The organism is Sinimarinibacterium thermocellulolyticum (assembly GCF_040327995.1).
GTDB lineage: Bacteria > Pseudomonadota > Gammaproteobacteria > Nevskiales > Nevskiaceae > Solimonas > Solimonas thermocellulolyticum.
This window is the reverse complement of sequence record NZ_JBEPIJ010000011.1, coordinates 83160-101362: the sequence shown is the minus strand read 5'-3', so window position 1 is coordinate 101362 and position 18203 is coordinate 83160. Positions and strand designations below refer to the sequence as shown.

Annotated in this window: 20 protein-coding genes; 15 read left to right on the top strand and 5 right to left on the bottom strand. The window is 68.7% G+C overall.

Translation table 11 applies throughout. The annotated features are described in order from the left end of the window. The first annotated feature begins 72 nt into the window (after positions 1-72). The 10 genes from hemA to ABSH63_RS10810 all read left to right on the top strand — a co-directional run bounded on the left by hemA (position 73) and on the right by ABSH63_RS10810 (position 9604). On the top strand, positions 73-1329 hold the full coding sequence (hemA, locus tag ABSH63_RS10855; protein WP_352889724.1) for a glutamyl-tRNA reductase: 1257 nt from the start codon (positions 73-75) through the stop codon (positions 1327-1329). A gap of 152 nt (positions 1330-1481) precedes the next feature. Further along, complete coding sequence (gene prfA / locus ABSH63_RS10850; RefSeq protein WP_352889723.1) at positions 1482-2564, top strand: peptide chain release factor 1; 1083 nt, start codon at positions 1482-1484, stop codon at positions 2562-2564. Further along, complete coding sequence (gene prmC, locus ABSH63_RS10845) at positions 2561-3397, top strand: peptide chain release factor N(5)-glutamine methyltransferase (protein WP_352889721.1); 837 nt, start codon at positions 2561-2563, stop codon at positions 3395-3397. Before prfA ends, prmC begins: the two co-directional genes overlap by 4 nt. Beyond that, positions 3394-4122 carry a HesA/MoeB/ThiF family protein gene (locus ABSH63_RS10840; protein WP_352889720.1) on the top strand — a complete coding sequence of 243 codons (729 nt, stop codon included), beginning with the start codon at positions 3394-3396 and terminating at the stop codon, positions 4120-4122. The genes prmC and ABSH63_RS10840 overlap by 4 nt, the downstream gene beginning before the upstream one ends. Continuing rightward, positions 4115-4453 carry a hypothetical protein gene (locus ABSH63_RS10835; protein WP_352889719.1) on the top strand — a complete coding sequence of 113 codons (339 nt, stop codon included), beginning with the start codon at positions 4115-4117 and terminating at the stop codon, positions 4451-4453. The genes ABSH63_RS10840 and ABSH63_RS10835 overlap by 8 nt, the downstream gene beginning before the upstream one ends. Before the next feature lie 245 nt (positions 4454-4698). Continuing rightward, positions 4699-6258 (top strand): putative bifunctional diguanylate cyclase/phosphodiesterase, encoded by a 1560-nt coding sequence (locus ABSH63_RS10830; protein ID WP_352889718.1) that lies wholly within the window; start codon positions 4699-4701, stop codon positions 6256-6258. 57 nt (positions 6259-6315) lie between these two features. After that, positions 6316-8019, top strand: coding sequence for a proline--tRNA ligase (locus tag ABSH63_RS10825; protein ID WP_352889717.1), 1704 nt, complete (start codon positions 6316-6318; stop codon positions 8017-8019). Positions 8020-8022: 3 nt separating this feature from the next. Further along, positions 8023-8655 (top strand): lytic transglycosylase domain-containing protein, encoded by a 633-nt coding sequence (locus ABSH63_RS10820; RefSeq protein ID WP_352889715.1) that lies wholly within the window; start codon positions 8023-8025, stop codon positions 8653-8655. Beyond that, positions 8652-9248, top strand: coding sequence for an NAD(P)H:quinone oxidoreductase (gene wrbA / locus ABSH63_RS10815; protein ID WP_352889714.1), 597 nt, complete (start codon positions 8652-8654; stop codon positions 9246-9248). Before ABSH63_RS10820 ends, wrbA begins: the two co-directional genes overlap by 4 nt. Further along, complete coding sequence (locus ABSH63_RS10810; RefSeq protein ID WP_352889712.1) at positions 9245-9604, top strand: DUF2069 domain-containing protein; 360 nt, start codon at positions 9245-9247, stop codon at positions 9602-9604. The genes wrbA and ABSH63_RS10810 overlap by 4 nt, the downstream gene beginning before the upstream one ends. Here the strand turns inward: ABSH63_RS10810 and hda are convergent. From hda to ABSH63_RS10795, 3 genes are read right to left on the bottom strand one after another with little or no spacing between them, the layout of a single operon-like run. Next, positions 9525-10214 (bottom strand): DnaA regulatory inactivator Hda, encoded by a 690-nt coding sequence (hda, locus tag ABSH63_RS10805; protein ID WP_352889710.1) that lies wholly within the window; start codon positions 10212-10214, stop codon positions 9525-9527. The genes ABSH63_RS10810 and hda overlap by 80 nt on opposite strands. Further along, positions 10211-11332, bottom strand: a complete 1122-nt coding sequence (locus ABSH63_RS10800) for an AI-2E family transporter (protein WP_352889708.1) — start codon at positions 11330-11332, stop codon at positions 10211-10213. Before ABSH63_RS10800 ends, hda begins: the two co-directional genes overlap by 4 nt. Continuing rightward, positions 11329-11970, bottom strand: coding sequence for a DUF8605 domain-containing protein (locus ABSH63_RS10795; protein ID WP_352889706.1), 642 nt, complete (start codon positions 11968-11970; stop codon positions 11329-11331). Before ABSH63_RS10795 ends, ABSH63_RS10800 begins: the two co-directional genes overlap by 4 nt. Positions 11971-12103: 133 nt before the next feature. Here ABSH63_RS10795 and purM point away from each other — a divergent pair, with 133 nt between their 5' ends. Genes purM through ABSH63_RS10780 form a run of 3 tightly spaced genes read left to right on the top strand, consistent with a single transcriptional unit; the run spans position 12104 to position 14516 of the window. Then, positions 12104-13135 carry a phosphoribosylformylglycinamidine cyclo-ligase gene (gene purM / locus ABSH63_RS10790; protein ID WP_352889705.1) on the top strand — a complete coding sequence of 344 codons (1032 nt, stop codon included), beginning with the start codon at positions 12104-12106 and terminating at the stop codon, positions 13133-13135. Further along, complete coding sequence (purN, locus tag ABSH63_RS10785) at positions 13135-13797, top strand: phosphoribosylglycinamide formyltransferase (protein WP_352889703.1); 663 nt, start codon at positions 13135-13137, stop codon at positions 13795-13797. Before purM ends, purN begins: the two co-directional genes overlap by 1 nt. Continuing rightward, positions 13794-14516: a DUF3108 domain-containing protein gene (locus tag ABSH63_RS10780; RefSeq protein WP_352889702.1), complete on the top strand. Its 723-nt coding sequence runs from the start codon at positions 13794-13796 to the stop codon at positions 14514-14516. Before purN ends, ABSH63_RS10780 begins: the two co-directional genes overlap by 4 nt. A 27-nt stretch (positions 14517-14543) precedes the next feature. Here the strand turns inward: ABSH63_RS10780 and ABSH63_RS10775 are convergent, their stop codons facing one another. After that, entirely contained in the window at positions 14544-15890 is a 1347-nt protein-coding gene (locus ABSH63_RS10775) for an MBL fold metallo-hydrolase (protein ID WP_352889701.1), read from the bottom strand. Between the two features lie 37 nt (positions 15891-15927). Next, on the bottom strand, positions 15928-16209 hold the full coding sequence (bamE, locus tag ABSH63_RS10770) for an outer membrane protein assembly factor BamE domain-containing protein (protein WP_352889700.1): 282 nt from the start codon (positions 16207-16209) through the stop codon (positions 15928-15930). Positions 16210-16360: 151 nt separating this feature from the next. Between bamE and tal the strand changes: the two genes are divergently transcribed. Beyond that, positions 16361-17506, top strand: a complete 1146-nt coding sequence (gene tal, locus ABSH63_RS10765; RefSeq protein ID WP_352889699.1) for a transaldolase — start codon at positions 16361-16363, stop codon at positions 17504-17506. After that, positions 17506-18165: an MBL fold metallo-hydrolase gene (locus ABSH63_RS10760; RefSeq protein WP_352889698.1), complete on the top strand. Its 660-nt coding sequence runs from the start codon at positions 17506-17508 to the stop codon at positions 18163-18165. Before tal ends, ABSH63_RS10760 begins: the two co-directional genes overlap by 1 nt. The last annotated feature ends 38 nt before the right edge of the window (positions 18166-18203 follow it).

Here is an 18203-nt window from a genome sequence, read left to right as displayed (position 1 = left end):
TCCCGGTACGCCGTTGGCATCGCGCGGGTCTCACGCAGCGTAAAATCGCTTGCCCGATGTTCCCGGACAGCCATGGCCCTCGTCACGCTCGGTCTCAGCCATCATCGTGCGCCCGTCGAGGCGCGTGACCGACTATCGTTCACCCACGCCGATCTGCCGAGCGCGCTGACGCGGCTGCGTGCCCTGCCGGGTGTGGACGAGGCGGCGATCCTGTCGACCTGCAATCGCACTGAGATCATGGCGGTGGCCCCGCCCGATCACGAGACCCGTCTGCTCGAATGGTGGCGGCGCGAGCGCGCAGTGCCCGAGGGTTACATCGAGCGGTATCTGTACACGCACCGCGATCTCGGCAGCGTCACCCACAGCCTGCGCGTCGCCGCCGGACTGGATTCGCTGATCGTCGGCGAACCGCAGATCCTCGGCCAGATGAAGCAGTCCTACAGCGTGGCCAGCGAGGTGCGCGCCGTCGGTCCGGTACTCACCCGGCTGTTCCAGCACGCTTTCGCGGTGGCCAAGCTGGTGCGCTCGCAGACCCAGGTCGGCGCGCACCCGGTGTCGGTGGCTTACGCCGCCGTGCAGATGGCACGGCGCATCTTCTCCGATCTGCACCAGCAGACCGCGCTTTTGATCGGCGCCGGCGAAACCATGCAGCTCGTCGGCCGGCACCTGCGCCAGCATGGCGTCGGACGCATCGTCGTGGCCAATCGCAGCCTCGAACGCGCCGAGAAGCTCGCGCGCGAATTGCACGGCTACGCCATCAGTCTCAGCGACCTGCCGGCCTATCTCGCCGACGCCGATCTGGTGGTGTCGTCGACGGCCGCGCGCGGTTTGATCATCGAGCGCTCGACGATGCAGCGCGCGCTGCAGTCCAGGCGGCGCAAACCAGTGTTCATGATTGATCTCGCGGTGCCGCGCGACATCGATCCGCGCATCGCCGAACTCGAGGACATCTACCTGTACAGCATCGACGATCTGCGCGACGTCATCACGCAGAACATGAAGCTGCGTGAGGAGGCCGCACGGCAGGCCGAGGTGCTGGTGCGAACCCAGGCCGAAGAGTTCGCGCGTTGGCTCGAAAGCCGTGACGCCGGCGCGACCATCCAGGCCATCCGCGCGCGCGCGCGCGCCAGCCGCGACGAGGTGCTGGAAAAGGCGCGCCGGCGGCTGGCTGCGGGCGAGCCCCCCGAGGCCGTGCTCGCCTTCGTCGCCGACACCCTGAGCAACAAGATCCTGCATGCGCCGTCGCGCGTGCTGCGCCGCGCCGATGCGGTGGAGCAGGCGATGTTGCTGAACGCCGCGCGTCGGTTGTTCGAGTTGCCGGAGGAGTGAGGTGAACGCGCGATGCCGCGAATGGCATCGCCGATTCGCCCAGCGCCCAGCCATGGATGGCCAGACCGGTATGGGCTGCACGACATCGGTTTCGCCAGGGACGGCTCGACCGCCGCCGCCAAGCCGGCACGGCCCGCCCTAGAATCGCGATCATGAAACCTTCTTTGTTGGCCAAGCTCGAACGGATGGTCGAGCGCCGCGACGAGCTGGCGCGCGAGCTCGGCGATCCGGCGGTGATCGGCGACGCCGACCGCTTCCGGCGCTACTCGCAGGAATACGCGCAGCTGGGGCCGGTGGCCGAGCACTTCGCGGCGTGGCGCGCGGCGCTCGCGGATCTCGCCGGGCTCGAACAGATGCGCAACGATCCCGATCCCGAGCTGCGGGCCATGGCCGAGGACGAGCTGCCGGCACTGCGTGCGCGCATCGAGCGCTTGCAGGCCGAGCTGCAGACGCATCTGGTGCCGCGCGATCCGCTCGACGACAACAACGTCTTCCTCGAAATCCGTGCCGGCACTGGCGGCGACGAGGCGGCGATCTTCGCCGGCGACTTGTTCCGCATGTATTCGAAGTACGCCGAGAACCGCGGCTGGCAGGTCGAGGTGTTGTCCGCCAACGAGGGGGAACACGGCGGTTTTCGTGAGATCATCTCGCGCGTGATCGGTTTTGGCGCGTACTCGCAGCTCAAGTTCGAGTCCGGCGCGCACCGGGTGCAGCGCGTGCCCGAGACCGAGGCTCAGGGCCGCATCCATACCTCGGCGGCGACGGTCGCGGTGCTGCCGGAGGTCGAGGAATCGCAGATCACGGTGAACCCCGCCGATCTGAAGATCGACACCTATCGCGCCAGCGGTGCCGGTGGCCAGCACGTGAACAAGACCGAATCGGCGATCCGCATCACGCATGTGCCGACCGGCGTCGTCGTCGAATGTCAGGAAGAACGTTCGCAGCACAAGAATCGCGCCAAGGCCATGGCGCTGTTGCAGGCGCGCTTGCTGGACGCGGAACGCAGCAAGCACAGCGCCGAGTTGGCCGCCAAGCGCAAGCAGCTCGTCGGCAGCGGCGATCGCTCGGAGCGTATCCGCACCTACAATTTTCCGCAGGGGCGCGTCACCGACCATCGCATCAATCTGACGCTCTATCAGCTCGATCGCATCCTGGACGGCGACCTCGATCCGGTGATCCAGCCCCTGCTCGCCGAATACCAGGCCGGCTTGCTGGCGGAGCTCGGCGAGGCATGAGGCTCGGCGAGGCGCTGATGGCGGCGCAGGCGCGCATCGCACCGGTCAGCGACAGCCCGCGCCTGGACGCCGAGCTGCTCTACGCGCACGTCAGCGGACTGGGTCGCGCGCAACAGTTGGCGCGGCTGCACTCGGCTGTGGAAGCGGGCGATCTGGCGCGCTTCGAGGCCTTGGTGGCGCGGCGTGCGCGCGGCGAGCCGGTCGCCTACCTCACCGGCAGCCGCGGTTTCTGGACGCTCGATCTGCGCGTCTCGCCGGCGGTGCTGGTGCCGCGACCCGAGACCGAGCTGCTGGTCGAGTGGGGTCTGGAGCTGCTCGCCGGGCGGCACGCGCCGCGCATCGCCGATCTGGGCACCGGCAGCGGCGCGATCGCGCTGGCGCTGGCCAGCGAGCGGGCGGATGCGCGGATCGTCGCCACGGATGTGTCCGCAGCCGCGCTGGCCGTCGCGCGCGCCAATGCGCAGGCGCTCGGTTTCGACCGTGTGACGTTCGTCGAGGGACACTGGTTCGAGGCTCTGCCCCCGGGTGCCTTTGATCTGTTGGTGTCCAACCCGCCCTACATCGCGCACGACGACCCCCATCTGGTGGACCTGCGCTTCGAACCCCTGCAGGCGCTGACCGACGGCGCCGACGGCCTCAACGCATTGCGCGAGATCGTCGGCGGCGCGATGCGGCATGTGGTCGACGACGGCTGGCTGCTGGTCGAACACGGCCACGATCAGGCGGCGGCGGTGCGCGCGCTCTTCGCCGAGGCTGGATTCTGCGATATCGCGACCCGCTCGGATTACGCTGCGCGCGAGCGCGCCACGGCTGCACGGGCGCGGCGCGCATGACGGACTACGCACGCTATGCGCGACAGGTCGTGTTGCCGGAGGTCGGCGTCAACGGCCAGAGCCTTTTGCGCGACTCCAGCGTCCTGATCATCGGCCTCGGTGGGCTAGGCTCGGCGGCCGCGCAGTATCTGTGCGGCGCCGGCGTCGGCCGGCTGCTGCTCGCCGATCGCGATCGCGTCGAAGCCAGTAACCTGCAACGCCAAACCCTTTATCGACAGAACGATGTCGGCCGCCGCAAGGTCGACGCCGCGATCGCGCAGCTTGCCGCGCTCAATCCCGAGATCGAGCTGCAGGGTTTCGATCAGATCCAGTGGCCGCGGGCGATCGCGCAGGCCGACGTGGTCCTCGACTGCACCGACAACTTTCCGACGCGTCAGGCGATCAACACCGCCTGTGTGCAGGCGCGCCGGCCGCTGGTCAGCGGCGCCGCGGTGCGTCTCGAAGGCCAGCTCGCGGTGTTCGACCTGCGCCGCGGCGGGCCCTGCTATCGCTGTTTGTATCCGGACACCGGCGAGGCCGGCGAGCGCTGCGAGCAGGCCGGCATCCTCGGTCCGGTGGTCGGCGCAGTCGGCGCGCTGCAGGCCCTGGTCACGCTCAAACTGCTGCTCGGTATCGGCGACGATGCCGCGCGCCTGCACGTCTTCGACGCGCGGCAGATGCAGTGGCGCTCGCATAAGATCAGTGCCGATCCCCAATGCCCGAGCTGTGCAAGCCCGCATGCGTGACACGCCCCTGGTCCTGCCGCGACGTCTGGCGATCCAAATCCTCCATGCCGCGCAGACGGCCGCGCCGCACTCGATCCGTGGTGTCGTGACCTGCCGGGGCGGCGGGCCCGAGCGCTGGCGGCAGCAGGGCGAGAAATTATCCAATGACGAGCGGGTGTGGGCCGAGCTATGGTCACACCCGCAGGCCGCCGCCATACCGCAGGCGTGCGAGCTGACCGAGGGACGACTCAGCCTGATCGTCTCCCTCGACACCAAGGGGGTTCTGCAGATGCGGGCATGGCTGCTGCGCGACGGTGTCGTCGAGGAGCGCAAGCTGCAGATCCGCGACTAAAGCCGTACGGGCCAGCGTCGCCGTCGCAAGGTGTGAATGGGAAAGGTTGAGGGTCGCGACGTGTACGCGTTCGAATCGATCGCCGTTTTCGGGTGCTGCGCCCAAGCTCCGCGTCGCTTGCCGTTCGTCACGGTCGCGGTCACGGTGGTCCGCCGGACGCCACCGACGGCGCGCGCAGGCGTCAGGCTGTCACCGATCAATGGCCACGGCGCCCGCTGCGTCTGAGCCCAGCGAGCGTATCCACCATGCACGATTCCGCCGTACCCGCCTTCGCCCACACGCTGCCGGACCTGATGCCGGCGATGGCGCTGCTGCGCCAGTTTCCGCAGCCGCTCGCCCTGCTCGACGACGGCGGCGTACGCGTGCTCATGGTCAACGAAGCACTGGCCGTTCGTTGCGCTCGCCCATGCTCGGAACTGACCGATCTGGACTGGCCGCAGCTGCGGCAACTGTATGGCGATGCCGGCGCGACTGCTTGTGCGCACTTGCGTCCGGTGGCGCTCGATGGCGCGCGTGCGCTGTTGTGGCTGCCGGAGCATTGCAGCGGTGATGGCGCTGCCACGAGCCGTGACGAACTCACCGGCCTGGAATCGCGGCGCGCCTTCGAGGCACGGCTGCGTGCGCTGCTCGCGCAGAAGCGCGAAGGCCTGCTGATCCGCTTCGAGGTGGATCAGTTCAAGTTGATCAACGACGCCTACGGCCCCGAGGCGGGCAATCAGTTGCTGGTGCAGCTCGGACGGCTCATCACCTCGCTGATGCGCGAGGAGGACGCACCGGCGCGCCTGGGTAGCGACGAGTTCGCGGTCATCATCCTGGGTGGCGACGTCGAGCGCGCCTGGCAGATCGCCGAACGCATCCGCCTGCAGGTGGCGGCGCAGGGCTTCGAGTGGAACGGACACGCCTACGGCGTGACCATGAGCATCGGCATCGTCAGTTTCGCCGATGGCTATCACGATTTCGCCGAACTGATCGCCGCGGCCGATGCCGCCTGCGAAGCGGCCAAGACGCGCGGTCGCAACCGCATCGAGATCTATCGCCGCGACGACGGCGAGGTCAATCGTCTGCGCGGCGAGCAGTCCTGGGGTGCGCGCGTGCTCGACACGCTAGAGGCCGACCGCTTCGCGCTCTATCAGCAGCGTATCGAGCCGCTCAACGGCGAGACCTGGCGGCACTGCGAGGTGCTGCTGCGCGTGCGCGCTGCCTCCGGCTGGACCACGCCGGGCAAGTTCGTCGCCGCGGCCGAGCGCTACGGCCTGATGCCGCAGGTCGACCGCCGCGTGATCGCACGTGTCTTAAGACAGCTCTCGCGGTTGCCGGCAACGCAGCGGCCCACGTGCGCGATCAATCTGTCGGGGCACAGCCTCAATGATCAGGGTCTGGCGTCGTACATCGCGCGCATGCTCGAACGCTACGGGGTCGAGGCCGAACGCATCTGCTTCGAGATTACCGAGACCGCGGCGATCGCCAACACCGCGCGCGCGGTCGCCCTGGTCGGCGCGCTCAAGCGCTTGGGCTGTTCGGTCGCACTCGATGATTTCGGTGCCGGCATGTCCTCGTTCAGCTATCTGAAGTCCCTGGACGTCGACATGATCAAGATCGATGGCAGCTTCGTACGCCAGGTCGCCACCGACGCCGTCGATGCGGCGACGGTCGAGGGCATGGTCAAGATCGCCACGCTGCGCGGCCTGCTCACCGTCGCCGAGTGTGTCGAGGACGAGGCTGCACTCAAGCGTTTGAGCGAGCTCGGTGTGCACGCCGCGCAAGGCTTCTACCTGCACAGGCCGGAGCCCTGGTCCTTGCCGTGACGCGTGGGTCGGCAGGGCCTAGCCTACAATGCGCGCCAGTCAAAACCAGCTCCCGTCATGCGCCTGTCAAAGTTCCCGTTGCACACCACCAAGGAAACGCCGGCCGACGCCGAGGTCGTGTCGCACCAGTTGATGCTGCGCGCGGGCTACATCCGCAAGCTCGGCGCCGGTCTTTACACCTGGCTGCCGCTGGGCCTGCGCGTGCTGCACAAGATCGAGGCCATCGTGCGCGAGGAGATGAACCGCGCCGGCAGCCACGAGCTGTTGATGCCGTCGGTGCATCCGGCCGAGCTGTGGCAGCAGTCGGGACGCTGGCAGCAGATGGGCGAGGAGATGCTGCGCTTCAAGGATCGGCACCAGAACGACTTCGCCTACGGTCCGACGCACGAGGAGGTGATCTGCCATCTCTTCCGTCAGGACTTCCGCAGCTACAAGCAGCTGCCGGTGAGCTTCTATCAGGTGCAGACCAAGTTCCGCGACGAACGCCGGCCGCGCTTCGGCGTGATGCGCTCGCGCGAGTTCATCATGAAGGATGCCTACTCCTTCCACCTGGACAAGGATGATCTGGCGCGCGAGTACCGCAACATGCGCGACACGTACACGCGCATCTTCACCCGCCTGGGCGTGGACTTTCGCATCGTCAAGGCCGACTCCGGCAACATCGGCGGCTCGGCCTCGGAGGAGTTCCACGTGCTCGCCGGTTCCGGCGAGGATCTGCTCGCGGTGTCCGATGGCGGGCCTTACGCGGCCAACGTCGAGGCGGCGGAGACGCTGCCGCCGACGCAGCCGCGCGCCGCCGCGGCGGCGACGATGCAGAAGGTGGCGACACCTGGACAGAAAACCTGCGAACAGGTGTCGGCGTTCCTCGGGGTGCCGCTGACCGGCAAGGTCAAGCTGCTGGTCGTGCGCGGGGCCGACGGCGACCTGGTCGCGATCGCGCTGCGCGGCGATCACACCCTCAACGAGATCAAGGCGGCGCGACACCCGCGCATCGCAAGTCCGCTGCGCCTCGCCGATCCGGCCGAGGTGCAGCGGGTCTTCGGCTGCGAGGTCGGCTATCTCGGCCCGGTGAACTGTCCGGTACCGTTGATCGCCGATCACGCCGCCGCCGCCGTCGCCGACTTCGTCTGCGGCGCCAACGAGAACGACCATCACCTGCGCGGCGTCAACTGGGGCCGCGACTGTCCCGAGCCCGAAACCGCGGACTTGCGCATGATCGCCGAGGGCGACCCGAGCCCGGACGGGCAGGGCGTGATCCGCTTCGTGCGCGGCATCGAGGGCGGTCACATCTTCCAGCTCGGTCGCAAGTACAGCGCGGCGATGGGCCTGTCGGTGCTCGACGACAAGGGTGCGGCGGTGACGCCGGAGATGGGTTGCTACGGCATCGGCATCACGCGCCTGGCCGCCGCGGTGATCGAGCAGTCCCATGACGCCGCCGGCATCATCTGGCCGGATGCGATCGCGCCGTTCCGGGTGATCCTGTGCCCGATCGGCCTCGACAAGTCGCAGGCCGTGCGCGTGGCCGCCGAGACCCTATACGGCGAGCTGCGCGCTGCCGGCGTCGAGGTTCTGCTCGACGACCGCGGCCAGCGGCCCGGCGCGATGTTCGCCGATGCCGAGCTGATCGGTATCCCGCATCGCATCGTCATCGGCGACAAGGGGCTGGCGACGCAGCAGTTCGAGTACAAGCATCGCCGCGCCCAACGAGCCGAGATGATCACGGCGACGACCGCGGCGGTGCTGGAGAAGCTGGGGCTCTGATGCATGCGGGCACGTCAAAGCGCCGGTGATGGCGAGGCGACCCGACGGCGTGGATCACCGCTGCGGGCGCATCGCATCGCGGCCGCGGTACTCGCCTTGCTGCTGTCGGCGCCGCGTTCCGAGGCCGGGCCAATCGAGCGTCCCGATCCGGCGCTGCGCGCGCTGCTCGCGCGCACCATCGAGGCGGCCGACAGCTTCGAGCATCGCTTCGACGCCGAGGTCTGGCTGGTGGACATGTCGGCGCGGCTTGCGCGCTTCATCCCGGACGAAGCCGAACGTCTCGGGCTGCTGCGCCTGGTGCACGCCGAGGCGCGGCGCGCGAAGCTCGCGCCAGAGCTGGTGCTCGCGGTGATCGAAGTCGAGAGCCGTTTCGACCGCTACGCGATCTCGGTCGCCGGTGCCCAGGGACTGATGCAGATCATGCCGTTCTGGCTCGACGAGATCGGCCGTCCGCACGACAATCTGTTCCACGTGCAGACCAATCTGCGCTTGGGCTGCACCATCCTGAAGTTCTATCTCGACCAAGAACGCGGCAATCTGATCAACGCGCTCGGCCGTTACAACGGCAGCCTCGGCCGGCTCGATTATCCGGACAAGGTCATTCATGCGCTGAACCACAGGTGGTATCGCCAGTGAGCGAGATCTTGGTGCTGTATTACTCGCGTCACGGTTCGGTGGCGCAGATGGCGCGGGCGATCGCGCACGGCGTCGAGTCGGTGTCCGGCATGGTCGCGCGCTTGCGCACGGTGGCGCCGGTCAGCGCCGATCCGCTGGAACGTGCGCCGGCGATTCCCGAAGATGGTCCGCCGTATGCGAGCCTCGACGATCTGCGCGAGTGTTCAGGCCTTGTGCTCGGCAGTCCGACGCGTTTCGGCAACATGGCGGCGCCGCTGAAGCATTTTCTCGACGGCAGCTCGGCGCTGTGGCTGTCTGGCGCGCTCGCCGGCAAGCCGGCGGCGGTGTTCACCTCGACCGGCACGCTGCACGGTGGCCAGGAAAGCACCTTGCTGTCGATGATGCTGCCGCTCCTGCATCACGGCATGCTGCTCGTCGGCCTGCCGTACACCGAACCGGCGCTGTCGGCGACGCGCGGCGGCGGCACGCCCTACGGTGCCAGCCATCACGCCGGCGTCGGGACGCGGCCGTCGGCGCTGAGTCGCGAGGAGCGCGCGCTGTGCGAGGCCCTCGGCCGGCGCGTCGCCGAGATCGCGCACAGGCTCGCGCGATGAAGGCGCCGCTGAGCCGCGGCGCGCGCCGCACGGCGCTGATCGCACATGGCCTGCTGATCGCCGCGCAGCTCGCGATCGGCGGCACGCTGCCGTGGCTCGGCGCCGCGCTGCTGCTGCTGCCGCTGCCGGGCCTTTGGCGTGGGCGCGAGTACAGCTACCAGTGGTCGTCGATGCTGGTCGCGTTCTATTGCGCGCTGTGGCTCGCCGAAGGCTGGGCCAATCCGGGCGGTCGTGCGCTGGCCTTCGGCGTCGCCGCGCTCGCCGCGGTCGATTTCGTCAGCCAGGTGTTGTACGTGCGTCTGCGGGCCCGAGAACGCTCTGCGCCAGTGCCAGCGTCAGCCGGCGCTTGGCGCTGAGCGCGGCACGATCGAGGGCATCGAGGGCATCGAGCAGGCTGCCGGTGTCGCGCGAGCGCGTGTTGAGCAGCCAGCGCGTCACCTCGTCCGGCAGGTCGAGCCCGCGATGGCGCGCGCGCAGGCGCAGCAGCGCGGCGCGTTCGTCGTCGTCCAGTGGCTTGAGGCCGAACAGGGCGCACTGATTCAGCCGCGTGCGCAGATCGGGCAAGGCGAGCAACAGGCGTTCGGGCGCGGCGTTCATCGCCAGGGCATGCGGTCTGCCTGCACTGCGCAGTGCGTCGAGCAGGCGCAGCAGCGCCAGGCACCAGTCGCGCCGCGCGGCGACGGCATCGACATCGTCGATGAAGACCGCCCGGGCGCGCTCGAAGCCGGCGAGCAGCTCGGGGTTTTCGCCGGCGATCGCCGCCAGCGGCAGGTAGGCGCCGCGATGTTCGCGACAGGCCGCCTGCAGCAGGTGAGTGCGTCCACTGCCCTTGGGGCCGAACAGGGCGAGCGGCTGCGCCAGCTCACGCAGTGCCGTCACCACATCGAGGTTGGGCCCGGCGAAATAACTGTCGAAGCTCGCCGTGTCGCGCAACTGCACGGCGAGTGCCAACTGCGCGCCCTTCATGGCGGAGGCGAGTCGGGCGTCGGTGCCTGACTCGTGTCGAGCGAACGTGGGGGATCCGGCGCGGGGGCGCCGTACAGCGGGCTCGCCAGCCATTGCCGCTTGGCATGGCGCAGCAGTACCGCGATCGCGGCCGAGCCGGGCAGGGCGAGCAGGACGCCGACGAAGCCGAACAACTGGCCGCCGGCCATCAGCGCGAAGATCACCGCGACCGGATGCAGGCCGATCTTGTCGCCGACCAGCGTCGGGGTCAGCCACCAGCTTTCGACGATCTGGCCGATGCCGAACACGACCGCGACCCAGACCAGCGGCAGCAGGGCCTGCTCCTGCACCAGCATCGCCAGCATCGCCGCGGCGAAGCCGACGATGAAGCCGAGATAGGGCACGAAGCTGAGCATGCCGGCGGCAAAGCCGATGACCAGTGCCAGCTTCAGGCCGGCCAGCGCGAGCCCGGCGCTGTACAGCACCGACAGTAGCAGCATCACCGTGAGCTGACCGCGCAGGAACGAGCCCATGACCTGGTCGGTCTCTTGGGCGAGCTGCGTGACCTTGGGCAGGTGGCGCGGCGGGATCATCTTGGCGATCCAGGCGACCAGATCGTCCCAGTCGCGCAAAAGGTAGAAGCTGACGATCGGCACCAGCAGCAGGTTGGCGATCGCGGTCGCGAACACGGCGCCGGACTGCGACACCTGGGCCCAGACCATGCGCACCAGATCGCCGGCGCTGGACCAGTGTTTGGCGACGATCTCGCGCAAGCCCTGCACGTCCAGACGCACGCCTACGGGCAGGCTCACGCCGAGCCACGGCAGTGCGGTGTCCTGCACCCAGGCGAGCCAGTCGGGGATGTTCTTGAGCAGCGCGACCGCTTGCTGGTAGAGCATCGGCGCGACCAGCACCAGGCCGATCAGACCGGCGAGAGTGAGCGCGACGAAGACGACGACGACGCCCAGTGTGCGCGACAATCCCCAGCGCTGCAGGCGGTCGACGATCGGATCGCCGAGGTAGGCCAGGCCAGCGCCGATCAGAAACGGCGCGAGGATCGGTCCGAGCAGCGAGAAGAACGCCACCAGGCCGATGCCGGCGGCATACCAGTGCCAGTGCTCGCGCAGATGCGGAGTCACGGCGTCGACGTTTTCTGATCGACACCCTGGTAACGATAGGCGAGCTGCACGCCGTCGACGGCCATGTCCGGCGCCAGCTCGTAGGCGCTCATCAGCGCGCCGCCCAGCCGGCCGGCGCCGCCTTCGATGCGTACGCGCAGCTCCAGCGTGTCGCCGATCGCGCGGGTCGGCAGCACGTCCTGCACGCCGGGCAGCCCGCGCAGACGTGCCAGAACGTGCAAGTAGGCATCGCGGCCGCGCAGCTCGCTGATGCGCAACAGCACGTCCTCGACCGCGGCGGCATGCACGCCCCAGATCGGCAGTTGCAGGGCCTTGAGCCGGCGCTCGACGGCGTTGCCGTCAAAGCCGGCGACCAGCATCAGGCCGTACTCCGCATCCTGCTGATAGCCGTAGTGCTGCACGAGCTGTGCGGCCTGGGCGAGCAGATCGGCCGCCACGTACTCGGCCTCGGGACCGCTGACGGTCGTGATCACCTGGCGCAGGGCCTCGCGCAGCGCCTCGTCGCGCACCGGCGCGCTCTGATCGGTCACCGGCACGCGCGCCTCGAAGGCGCGCAGCGGGTCCGGCGGCTGGGCGGTGGCGGCCAGTGACCACAAAAAGGTGGCCAGCGTCGCCGACAGGATCGATGGGTTTCGCATGCGCCGAATTATCCGGTGCGGCCGGCTAAAATGACAGCCACGATTCGGCGGGTCTGCGCATTCGGTGCGGACCCGTTTTCCCGTCACGGGCGCGCGCCCGTTTCGCTGCCCACCACCATCGAGCACCCGATTGATGACCAAGAAGGCCGGACTGACCTACCGCGATGCGGGCGTGGACATCGACGCCGGCGACGCCCTGGTCGACGACATCAAGCGCATCGTCAAGTCCACGCAGCGCCCCGAGGTGCTGGCCGGCGTCGGCGGTTTCGGTGCGCTGGTCGGCCTGCCGAAGAAGTATCGCCGTCCGGTGCTGGTCAGCGGCACCGACGGCGTCGGTACCAAGCTGCTGCTCGGTCTGCAGACCGGCATGATCGAAGGGCTGGGCCAGGATCTGGTCGCGATGTGCGCCAACGACGTACTCGTCTCCGGCGCCGAGCCGCTGTTCTTCCTCGACTACTACGCGACCGGTAAGCTCGACAACAAGGTCGCGGCGCAGGTGATCAAGGGCATCGCCCGCGGCTGCAAGCTGTCCGGTTGCGCGCTGGTCGGCGGCGAGACGGCGGAAATGCCGGGCATGTATCCGCCGGGTGAGTTCGACCTCGCCGGCTTTTGTGTCGGCGTGGTCGAGCGCAGCAAAATCATCGACGGCCGCGGCATCCGCCGGGGCGATGTGTTGATCGCGCTGCCGTCGAGCGGTCCGCACTCGAACGGTTATTCGTTGATCCGTCGCATTCTTGCGCTGCGCAAGACGCGGCTCGATCAAGCCTTTGGCAGATCGACGCTGGCCGAGGCGCTGATGGCGCCGACGACGCTGTACGCCAAGCCGGTACTGGCCCTGCTCGATGCCGGCGTGCCGGTGCGCGGCATGGCGCACATCACCGGCGGCGGCCTGCCGGGCAATCTGCCGCGCTGCTTCGGCAAGGGCATCGGCGCCGTCATCGACACCGCGAGCTGGACGCGGCCGGAGATCTTCGACTGGCTGCAGGCGCAGGGCGACGTCGACGAAGAGGAGATGCGCCGCGTGTTCAACTGCGGCGTCGGTTACGTGCTCGTCGTGCCGCGACTCCACGCCGACGCGGCGCTCGCCGTGCTGAGAAAGGCGCGCGCCAGGCCGTGGCTGCTCGGCGAGATCACTGCCGGCGAACAGGACGTGCGCTACGCTTGATGAGCGCGCGTATCGCGGTCTTGATCTCGGGCCGTGGCCGCAATCTGCAGGCCATCGCCGCGGCCTGCGCCGACGGCCGCATTCCCGGTGCGATCGTCGGTGTGATCAGTAGCCGCGCGGACGCTGCCGGACTGGCGTTCGCGCGTGCGCACGGGCTGCACGCCGAAGTGCTGACGGCGCAGCAGTTCGGCGACCGCGCCGCCTACGATGATGCGCTGGCGCGGCGGCTGGACGCGCTGCAGCCCGACGTGATCGCGCTCGCCGGCTTCATGCGCATCCTCACGCCCGAGCTGGTCGCGCGCTTTCTCGGCCGCATGGTCAACGTGCACCCGTCGCTACTGCCGCGCTACCGCGGCCTCGACACGCACCGGCGCGTGCTCGACGCCGGCGAGACCGAGCACGGTGCGAGTGTGCATTTCGTCACCGCCGAACTCGACGGCGGCCCGGTGATCATTCAGGGGCAATTAACGGTGCGCGCGCAGGATACGCCGGACACCTTGGCCGAGCGCGTGATGAACGAGATCGAACTGAGAATCTACCCCCAGGTCGTGGCGTGGCTGGCGCGCGGCGAGCTGGCGCTACGCGGCGAGCGTGTGATCCTGCGCGGCGTCCCACTGGCGCGGCCGCTCACGCTGGACGCGCTCGAGGAGGCGTTCCGGTGAAACGCTCGGGGCTTGCGCTGGTGACGCTGCTCGCCGCCGGTCTGTGGTCGACGCAGGCTGTGGCCTTCGATGCGCGCGCCCATCTGCAGCCACGCACGGATCGCTACACCGTGCAATGGGGTGGCATCTCGCTGGGCGAGGGCACCATTGCGCTGATCGAAGAGGGCGAGGGTTGCTATCGCTTCGAGTCGACCACCGATCCGATCGCGATCGTGCGCTGGACCTACGGCGCGCCGCGAGAACGCAGCCGCTTCTGCGTGCGCGACGGCCGCATCCTGCCGCAGACCTTCGAGTACGTGAACGACAAGCGCCACAAGGACGCCTTCCGCCTCGATTTCGACTGGAACAAGGGCGAGGTGCGCACGCTCCGGCGCGGCGAGATCTCGGTGCGCGAGTTGCCGGAGGATGGCGCCTACGACCGCTTCGTGATCCGCGAGGTCGTGCGCCTGTGGGTGCTGCGCCACGCCGCCGGCGAGGCCGAGGCCGAGGCCTCGTTCACGATGGTCGACGACGACCGCATCAAGACTTATCGCTTCGCGATCGGCGAGCGCGAGACGATCGACACGCCGTCAGGCAGGATCGAGGCCCTGCGGGTGGATCGCATCGACGAGCGCCGCCCGCACCGCTACTGGCTCGACCCGCAGCGCGGCTATCTGCCGGTGAGAATCGAGCAGATGAAGGACGGCAAGGCCGAGCTGCGCATGCTGCGTGTGGAATGAACGCCGCGCCGTCGCGCTTGTTGCGATTCAAGCCGCGATCACGCCGTCTTCACGCAGCTTGTCGAGATGGCTCTCGATGTTCATCTGCGCCAGCGGGAGCAGCCGCGGATCGACGTCGGCATAGATCAGCGACAGCATCTCGCGCACGCTGCGCCCCTCGCGATACAGTGCCAGCACCTGCTTTTCGCGCAGTTCACGGTGCTTGAGGGTTTCCTGCAGGCGATGGCTGGACCCCATCGCCATGCCGTGCGAGGGATAGATCGCGTACGGGTCGAGCGCGATGATCTTGCGCAGCGAATCGAAGTAGCGCCCCATGTGCCCTTCGGGCTTGGCGATGACCACGGTGCCGAGGCCCTGGATCAAGTCGCCGACGATGCACCAGGCGTGTTGGTCCGGCATCAGCGCGAGCTGGCCCTCGTCGTGTCCCGGCACCGCGTAGACGCGCACCGGTCGCCCGAGCCAGCGGCATAACGTGTCGCCTTCGCGATAGTGGTGCACGGTGATGCCGTCGAAATAGCCTGGCACCGCCGCGGCAATGCGCGTCTGCGTGTCGAGCGACATGCCCATCGGCACATCGAAATGTCGCGCGAGGACGTTGGCGCGTTCGCGATGATCCGGATGGTGGTGGGTGAGGAAAATCTCGTGGATGCCGAAGCGTTCGACCAGCGCGATCAGCCGCTGCATTTCGGCGTCGTCGGCCGGGGAGGGGTCGACCAGTACGCGATGGGACTGCGCATCGCCGAGCAAGAAGCAGTTGGTGTGCTGCGCCGGCGGCAGCGTGTGCGAGCGCACGAGGATCTGACGCACGCCGTACATGGACTCGATCAGCGTCAGCGGGAACTGCTCGCGGGTCTCGAAATGCAGCCCGGGCGTTGCGGCGACGCCGATGTCGGCGGCCAGGGCGCGCAGCACGGCGACCGTCGGCGGCGCACACAGCAGCTCGCCCTGTTCGTAGCGCTGCAACCAGTGCCGCGGGCTGGCCCATTCGCAACCGCGTATCTCGTTGAGATCGGCGCGCAGTGATGGGCGCCGGTCGAGTTCGATCGCGAAGAAGCGCGTGTCGAAGCGTACCGGTGCCGGCGGCGGCGTCAACGCGGTGCCGATGTGGCGCACGTCGCGCAAGGCGGTGGCGTCGGCGCCGAGGTCGAGCGCGATTTCCTCGCGCAGCTCACGCAGCAGCGCACGGACCAGGCGCGCCTCGAAGCCGCGCCAGCGCTCAGGCAGCGGCGGACCCTCGTCATCGGCGGCGTCGACCTTGCCGCCCGGGAAGGCGTGGTACCCGGGAAAGGCGTGCAGGAACGGCTGGCGATGCACCAGCAGCACCTCGCCCTGGTGGATCAGCACAGCGGTGACGGCATCGACGATGCGGCTCATGACGAGGCGAGAGCGGACGCGAGCGTCGATCCGGCGATCACTCGTCGCGGCGCGGCTCGATGCTCTTGAGGGTGACCTTGTCGGTCGCGAAAGTGACGCTGATGACATGCTCGCGGCCGTTCCAGCGCTCGGTCATCAAGGTCATGCGGCCGACACCGCCGCCGGAGACCTCGTCCGGTTTGCCGAGCAGGGCATGTACCTCGTCGCGGCTCATGCCGCTTTCGATCTTCTCGTAGTTCTCGGGGGTGACCCGGTTGCAGGCGACCAGCCACAGCGCCAGAACGGACACGGCGATTCGGCGAATCATGAGGCGAATCATGAAAAGGACCTCGGATCTCGGATGAGGGCGATTCCGGCATGATCGTGTCGCCCTCGGGCAATGGCAAGCGCGCCTTGCGGTCGTTGTGGGCACGCTCTCACGCGGAGACAATAGGGCCCCACGCTCCGGTGACGCCGGCCGAGGATCCGCCGTGAACCCGCTTTTGCAATGCAAGACGCTGGGCCAGTCGATCTGGCTCGATTACATCCGCCGCAGCCTGCTGCAGAGCGGTGAGCTCGCGCGCCTTCTGGCCGAGGACGGCATCAGCGGTGTCACGTCCAATCCGGCGATCTTCGAAAAGGCCATCGGCGGTAGCGACGACTACGATGCGGCGCTGGCGGCGGCGATCGGCGCCGGCGAGCGCGATCCGCAGCGGCTGTTCGAGCAGCTCGCGATCGCCGACATCCGCGCCGCGGCGGACGTGCTCTCGCCCGTGTATCGCGAGACGCACGGCGCCGACGGTTATGTGAGCCTGGAAGTGTCGCCGCGTCTGGCGATGGACGAGGACGCGACCGTGCGCGAGGCGCAGCGCCTGTGGCAGGCGGTGCAGCGTCCGAACCTGATGATCAAGGTGCCGGGCACGCCGGCCGGCATCGCTGCGCTGCGGCGGCTGACCGCGCAGGGCATCAACGTCAACGTCACCTTGCTGTTCGCGCGTGCGGCGTATCGCGCGGTGGCGCAGGCCTACATCGACGGCCTGGAGGACCATGCCGCGCAAGGCGGCGATCCGTCGCGGGTGGCCAGCGTCGCCAGTTTCTTCGTCAGCCGTATCGACACGGCGCTGGATGCCGAGATCGAGCGTCGCGCCGAAAGCACGCCGGAGGATGCCGCGGCGCTGCGTGCGCTCGCTGGACGCATCGCCATCGCCAACGCCAAGCTCGCCTACCAGGACGCCCGGCAGATCTATGCCCAGCCGCGCTGGGGCGCGCTCGCCGCCCGCGGCGCAGGCCCGCAGCGACTGCTGTGGGCCAGCACCGGCACCAAGAACCCGGCGTACAGCGACGTGTTGTACGTCGAGGCCTTGATCGGTCCGGGCACGGTCAACACCCTCCCCCCGGCGACGCTGGACGCCTTCCGCGACCACGGCCGCGCGCGCGTGACGCTGACCGAGGACGTCGACCAGGCGCAGGCGGTGTTCGCCGAACTGGCGCGCCTGCGACTGCCGCTGGATGCGCTGACCGAACGGCTCGTCGAAGACGGCATCCGGCTGTTTGCCGACGCCGAACAGAAGCTTCTGGCCGCGGTCGCGGCCAAGCGCGACGCGCTGCTGCAGCGCGCAGGCTCAAGGGGCGAATGATGCAAGCGAAGCTACAGGTCGAGATCCTGCCGGTCACGCCGTTCCAGCAGAACTGCTCGCTGATCTGGGATGCCGCGACCATGCGCGGTGCGCTGGTCGATGCCGGCGGCGAGGCCGAGCAGCTCATCGCCGCGGCCAGTCGGCGCGGCGTGACCTTGGAGAAGCTACTGGTCACGCATGGCCATCTCGATCACATCGGCGTCGTCGCCGAACTGGCCGAGCGGCTCATGCTGCCGATCGAGGGGCCGCACGAGGATGATCGCTTCTGGATCGAGCTGCTGCCGGAGCTGGCTCGCCAGTACGGCTTTGCGCCGGCGCGTAGCTTCACGCCACAGCGCTGGCTCGAGCACGGCGATCGGGTCATGGTCGGTGGCCTCGGCTTGGACGTGATCCATTGTCCCGGGCATACCCCGGGTCACGTCGTGTTCTTCCACGCGCCGTCGCGCCTTGCGCTCGTCGGCGACGTGCTGTTCCAGGGCTCGATCGGGCGCACCGATTTCCCGCGCGGCAACCACGCGGACCTGATCCGCTCGATCCGCGAGCGCCTGTTCCCGCTCGGCGACGACGTCACCTTCGTGCCGGGGCATGGTCCGCTGTCGACTTTCGGCGCCGAGCGCCGCAGCAACCCCTTCGTCAGTGACGCCGCCGTCGGCGCATGAAAAAGCCCGCGCGCCTTGCGGTGCGCGGGGTGGTTCAG

What these genes read in the sequence shown, in the direction of transcription:
- hemA (WP_352889724.1), top strand. Translation starts at nt 73, where the DNA reads ATGGCCCTCGTCACGCTCGGTCTCAGCCATCATCGTGCGCCCGTCGAG.
- prfA (WP_352889723.1), top strand. Translation starts at nt 1,482, where the DNA reads ATGAAACCTTCTTTGTTGGCCAAGCTCGAACGGATGGTCGAGCGCCGC.
- prmC (WP_352889721.1), top strand. Translation starts at nt 2,561, where the DNA reads ATGAGGCTCGGCGAGGCGCTGATGGCGGCGCAGGCGCGCATCGCACCG.
- ABSH63_RS10840 (WP_352889720.1), top strand. Translation starts at nt 3,394, where the DNA reads ATGACGGACTACGCACGCTATGCGCGACAGGTCGTGTTGCCGGAGGTC.
- ABSH63_RS10835 (WP_352889719.1), top strand. Translation starts at nt 4,115, where the DNA reads ATGCGTGACACGCCCCTGGTCCTGCCGCGACGTCTGGCGATCCAAATC.
- ABSH63_RS10830 (WP_352889718.1), top strand. Translation starts at nt 4,699, where the DNA reads ATGCACGATTCCGCCGTACCCGCCTTCGCCCACACGCTGCCGGACCTG.
- ABSH63_RS10825 (WP_352889717.1), top strand. Translation starts at nt 6,316, where the DNA reads ATGCGCCTGTCAAAGTTCCCGTTGCACACCACCAAGGAAACGCCGGCC.
- ABSH63_RS10820 (WP_352889715.1), top strand. Translation starts at nt 8,023, where the DNA reads ATGCGGGCACGTCAAAGCGCCGGTGATGGCGAGGCGACCCGACGGCGT.
- ABSH63_RS10810 (WP_352889712.1), top strand. Translation starts at nt 9,245, where the DNA reads ATGAAGGCGCCGCTGAGCCGCGGCGCGCGCCGCACGGCGCTGATCGCA.
- hda (WP_352889710.1), bottom strand. Translation starts at nt 10,214, where the DNA reads ATGAAGGGCGCGCAGTTGGCACTCGCCGTGCAGTTGCGCGACACGGCG.
- ABSH63_RS10795 (WP_352889706.1), bottom strand. Translation starts at nt 11,970, where the DNA reads ATGCGAAACCCATCGATCCTGTCGGCGACGCTGGCCACCTTTTTGTGG.
- purM (WP_352889705.1), top strand. Translation starts at nt 12,104, where the DNA reads ATGACCAAGAAGGCCGGACTGACCTACCGCGATGCGGGCGTGGACATC.
- purN (WP_352889703.1), top strand. Translation starts at nt 13,135, where the DNA reads ATGAGCGCGCGTATCGCGGTCTTGATCTCGGGCCGTGGCCGCAATCTG.
- ABSH63_RS10775 (WP_352889701.1), bottom strand. Translation starts at nt 15,890, where the DNA reads ATGAGCCGCATCGTCGATGCCGTCACCGCTGTGCTGATCCACCAGGGC.
- bamE (WP_352889700.1), bottom strand. Translation starts at nt 16,209, where the DNA reads ATGATTCGCCTCATGATTCGCCGAATCGCCGTGTCCGTTCTGGCGCTG.
- ABSH63_RS10760 (WP_352889698.1), top strand. Translation starts at nt 17,506, where the DNA reads ATGCAAGCGAAGCTACAGGTCGAGATCCTGCCGGTCACGCCGTTCCAG.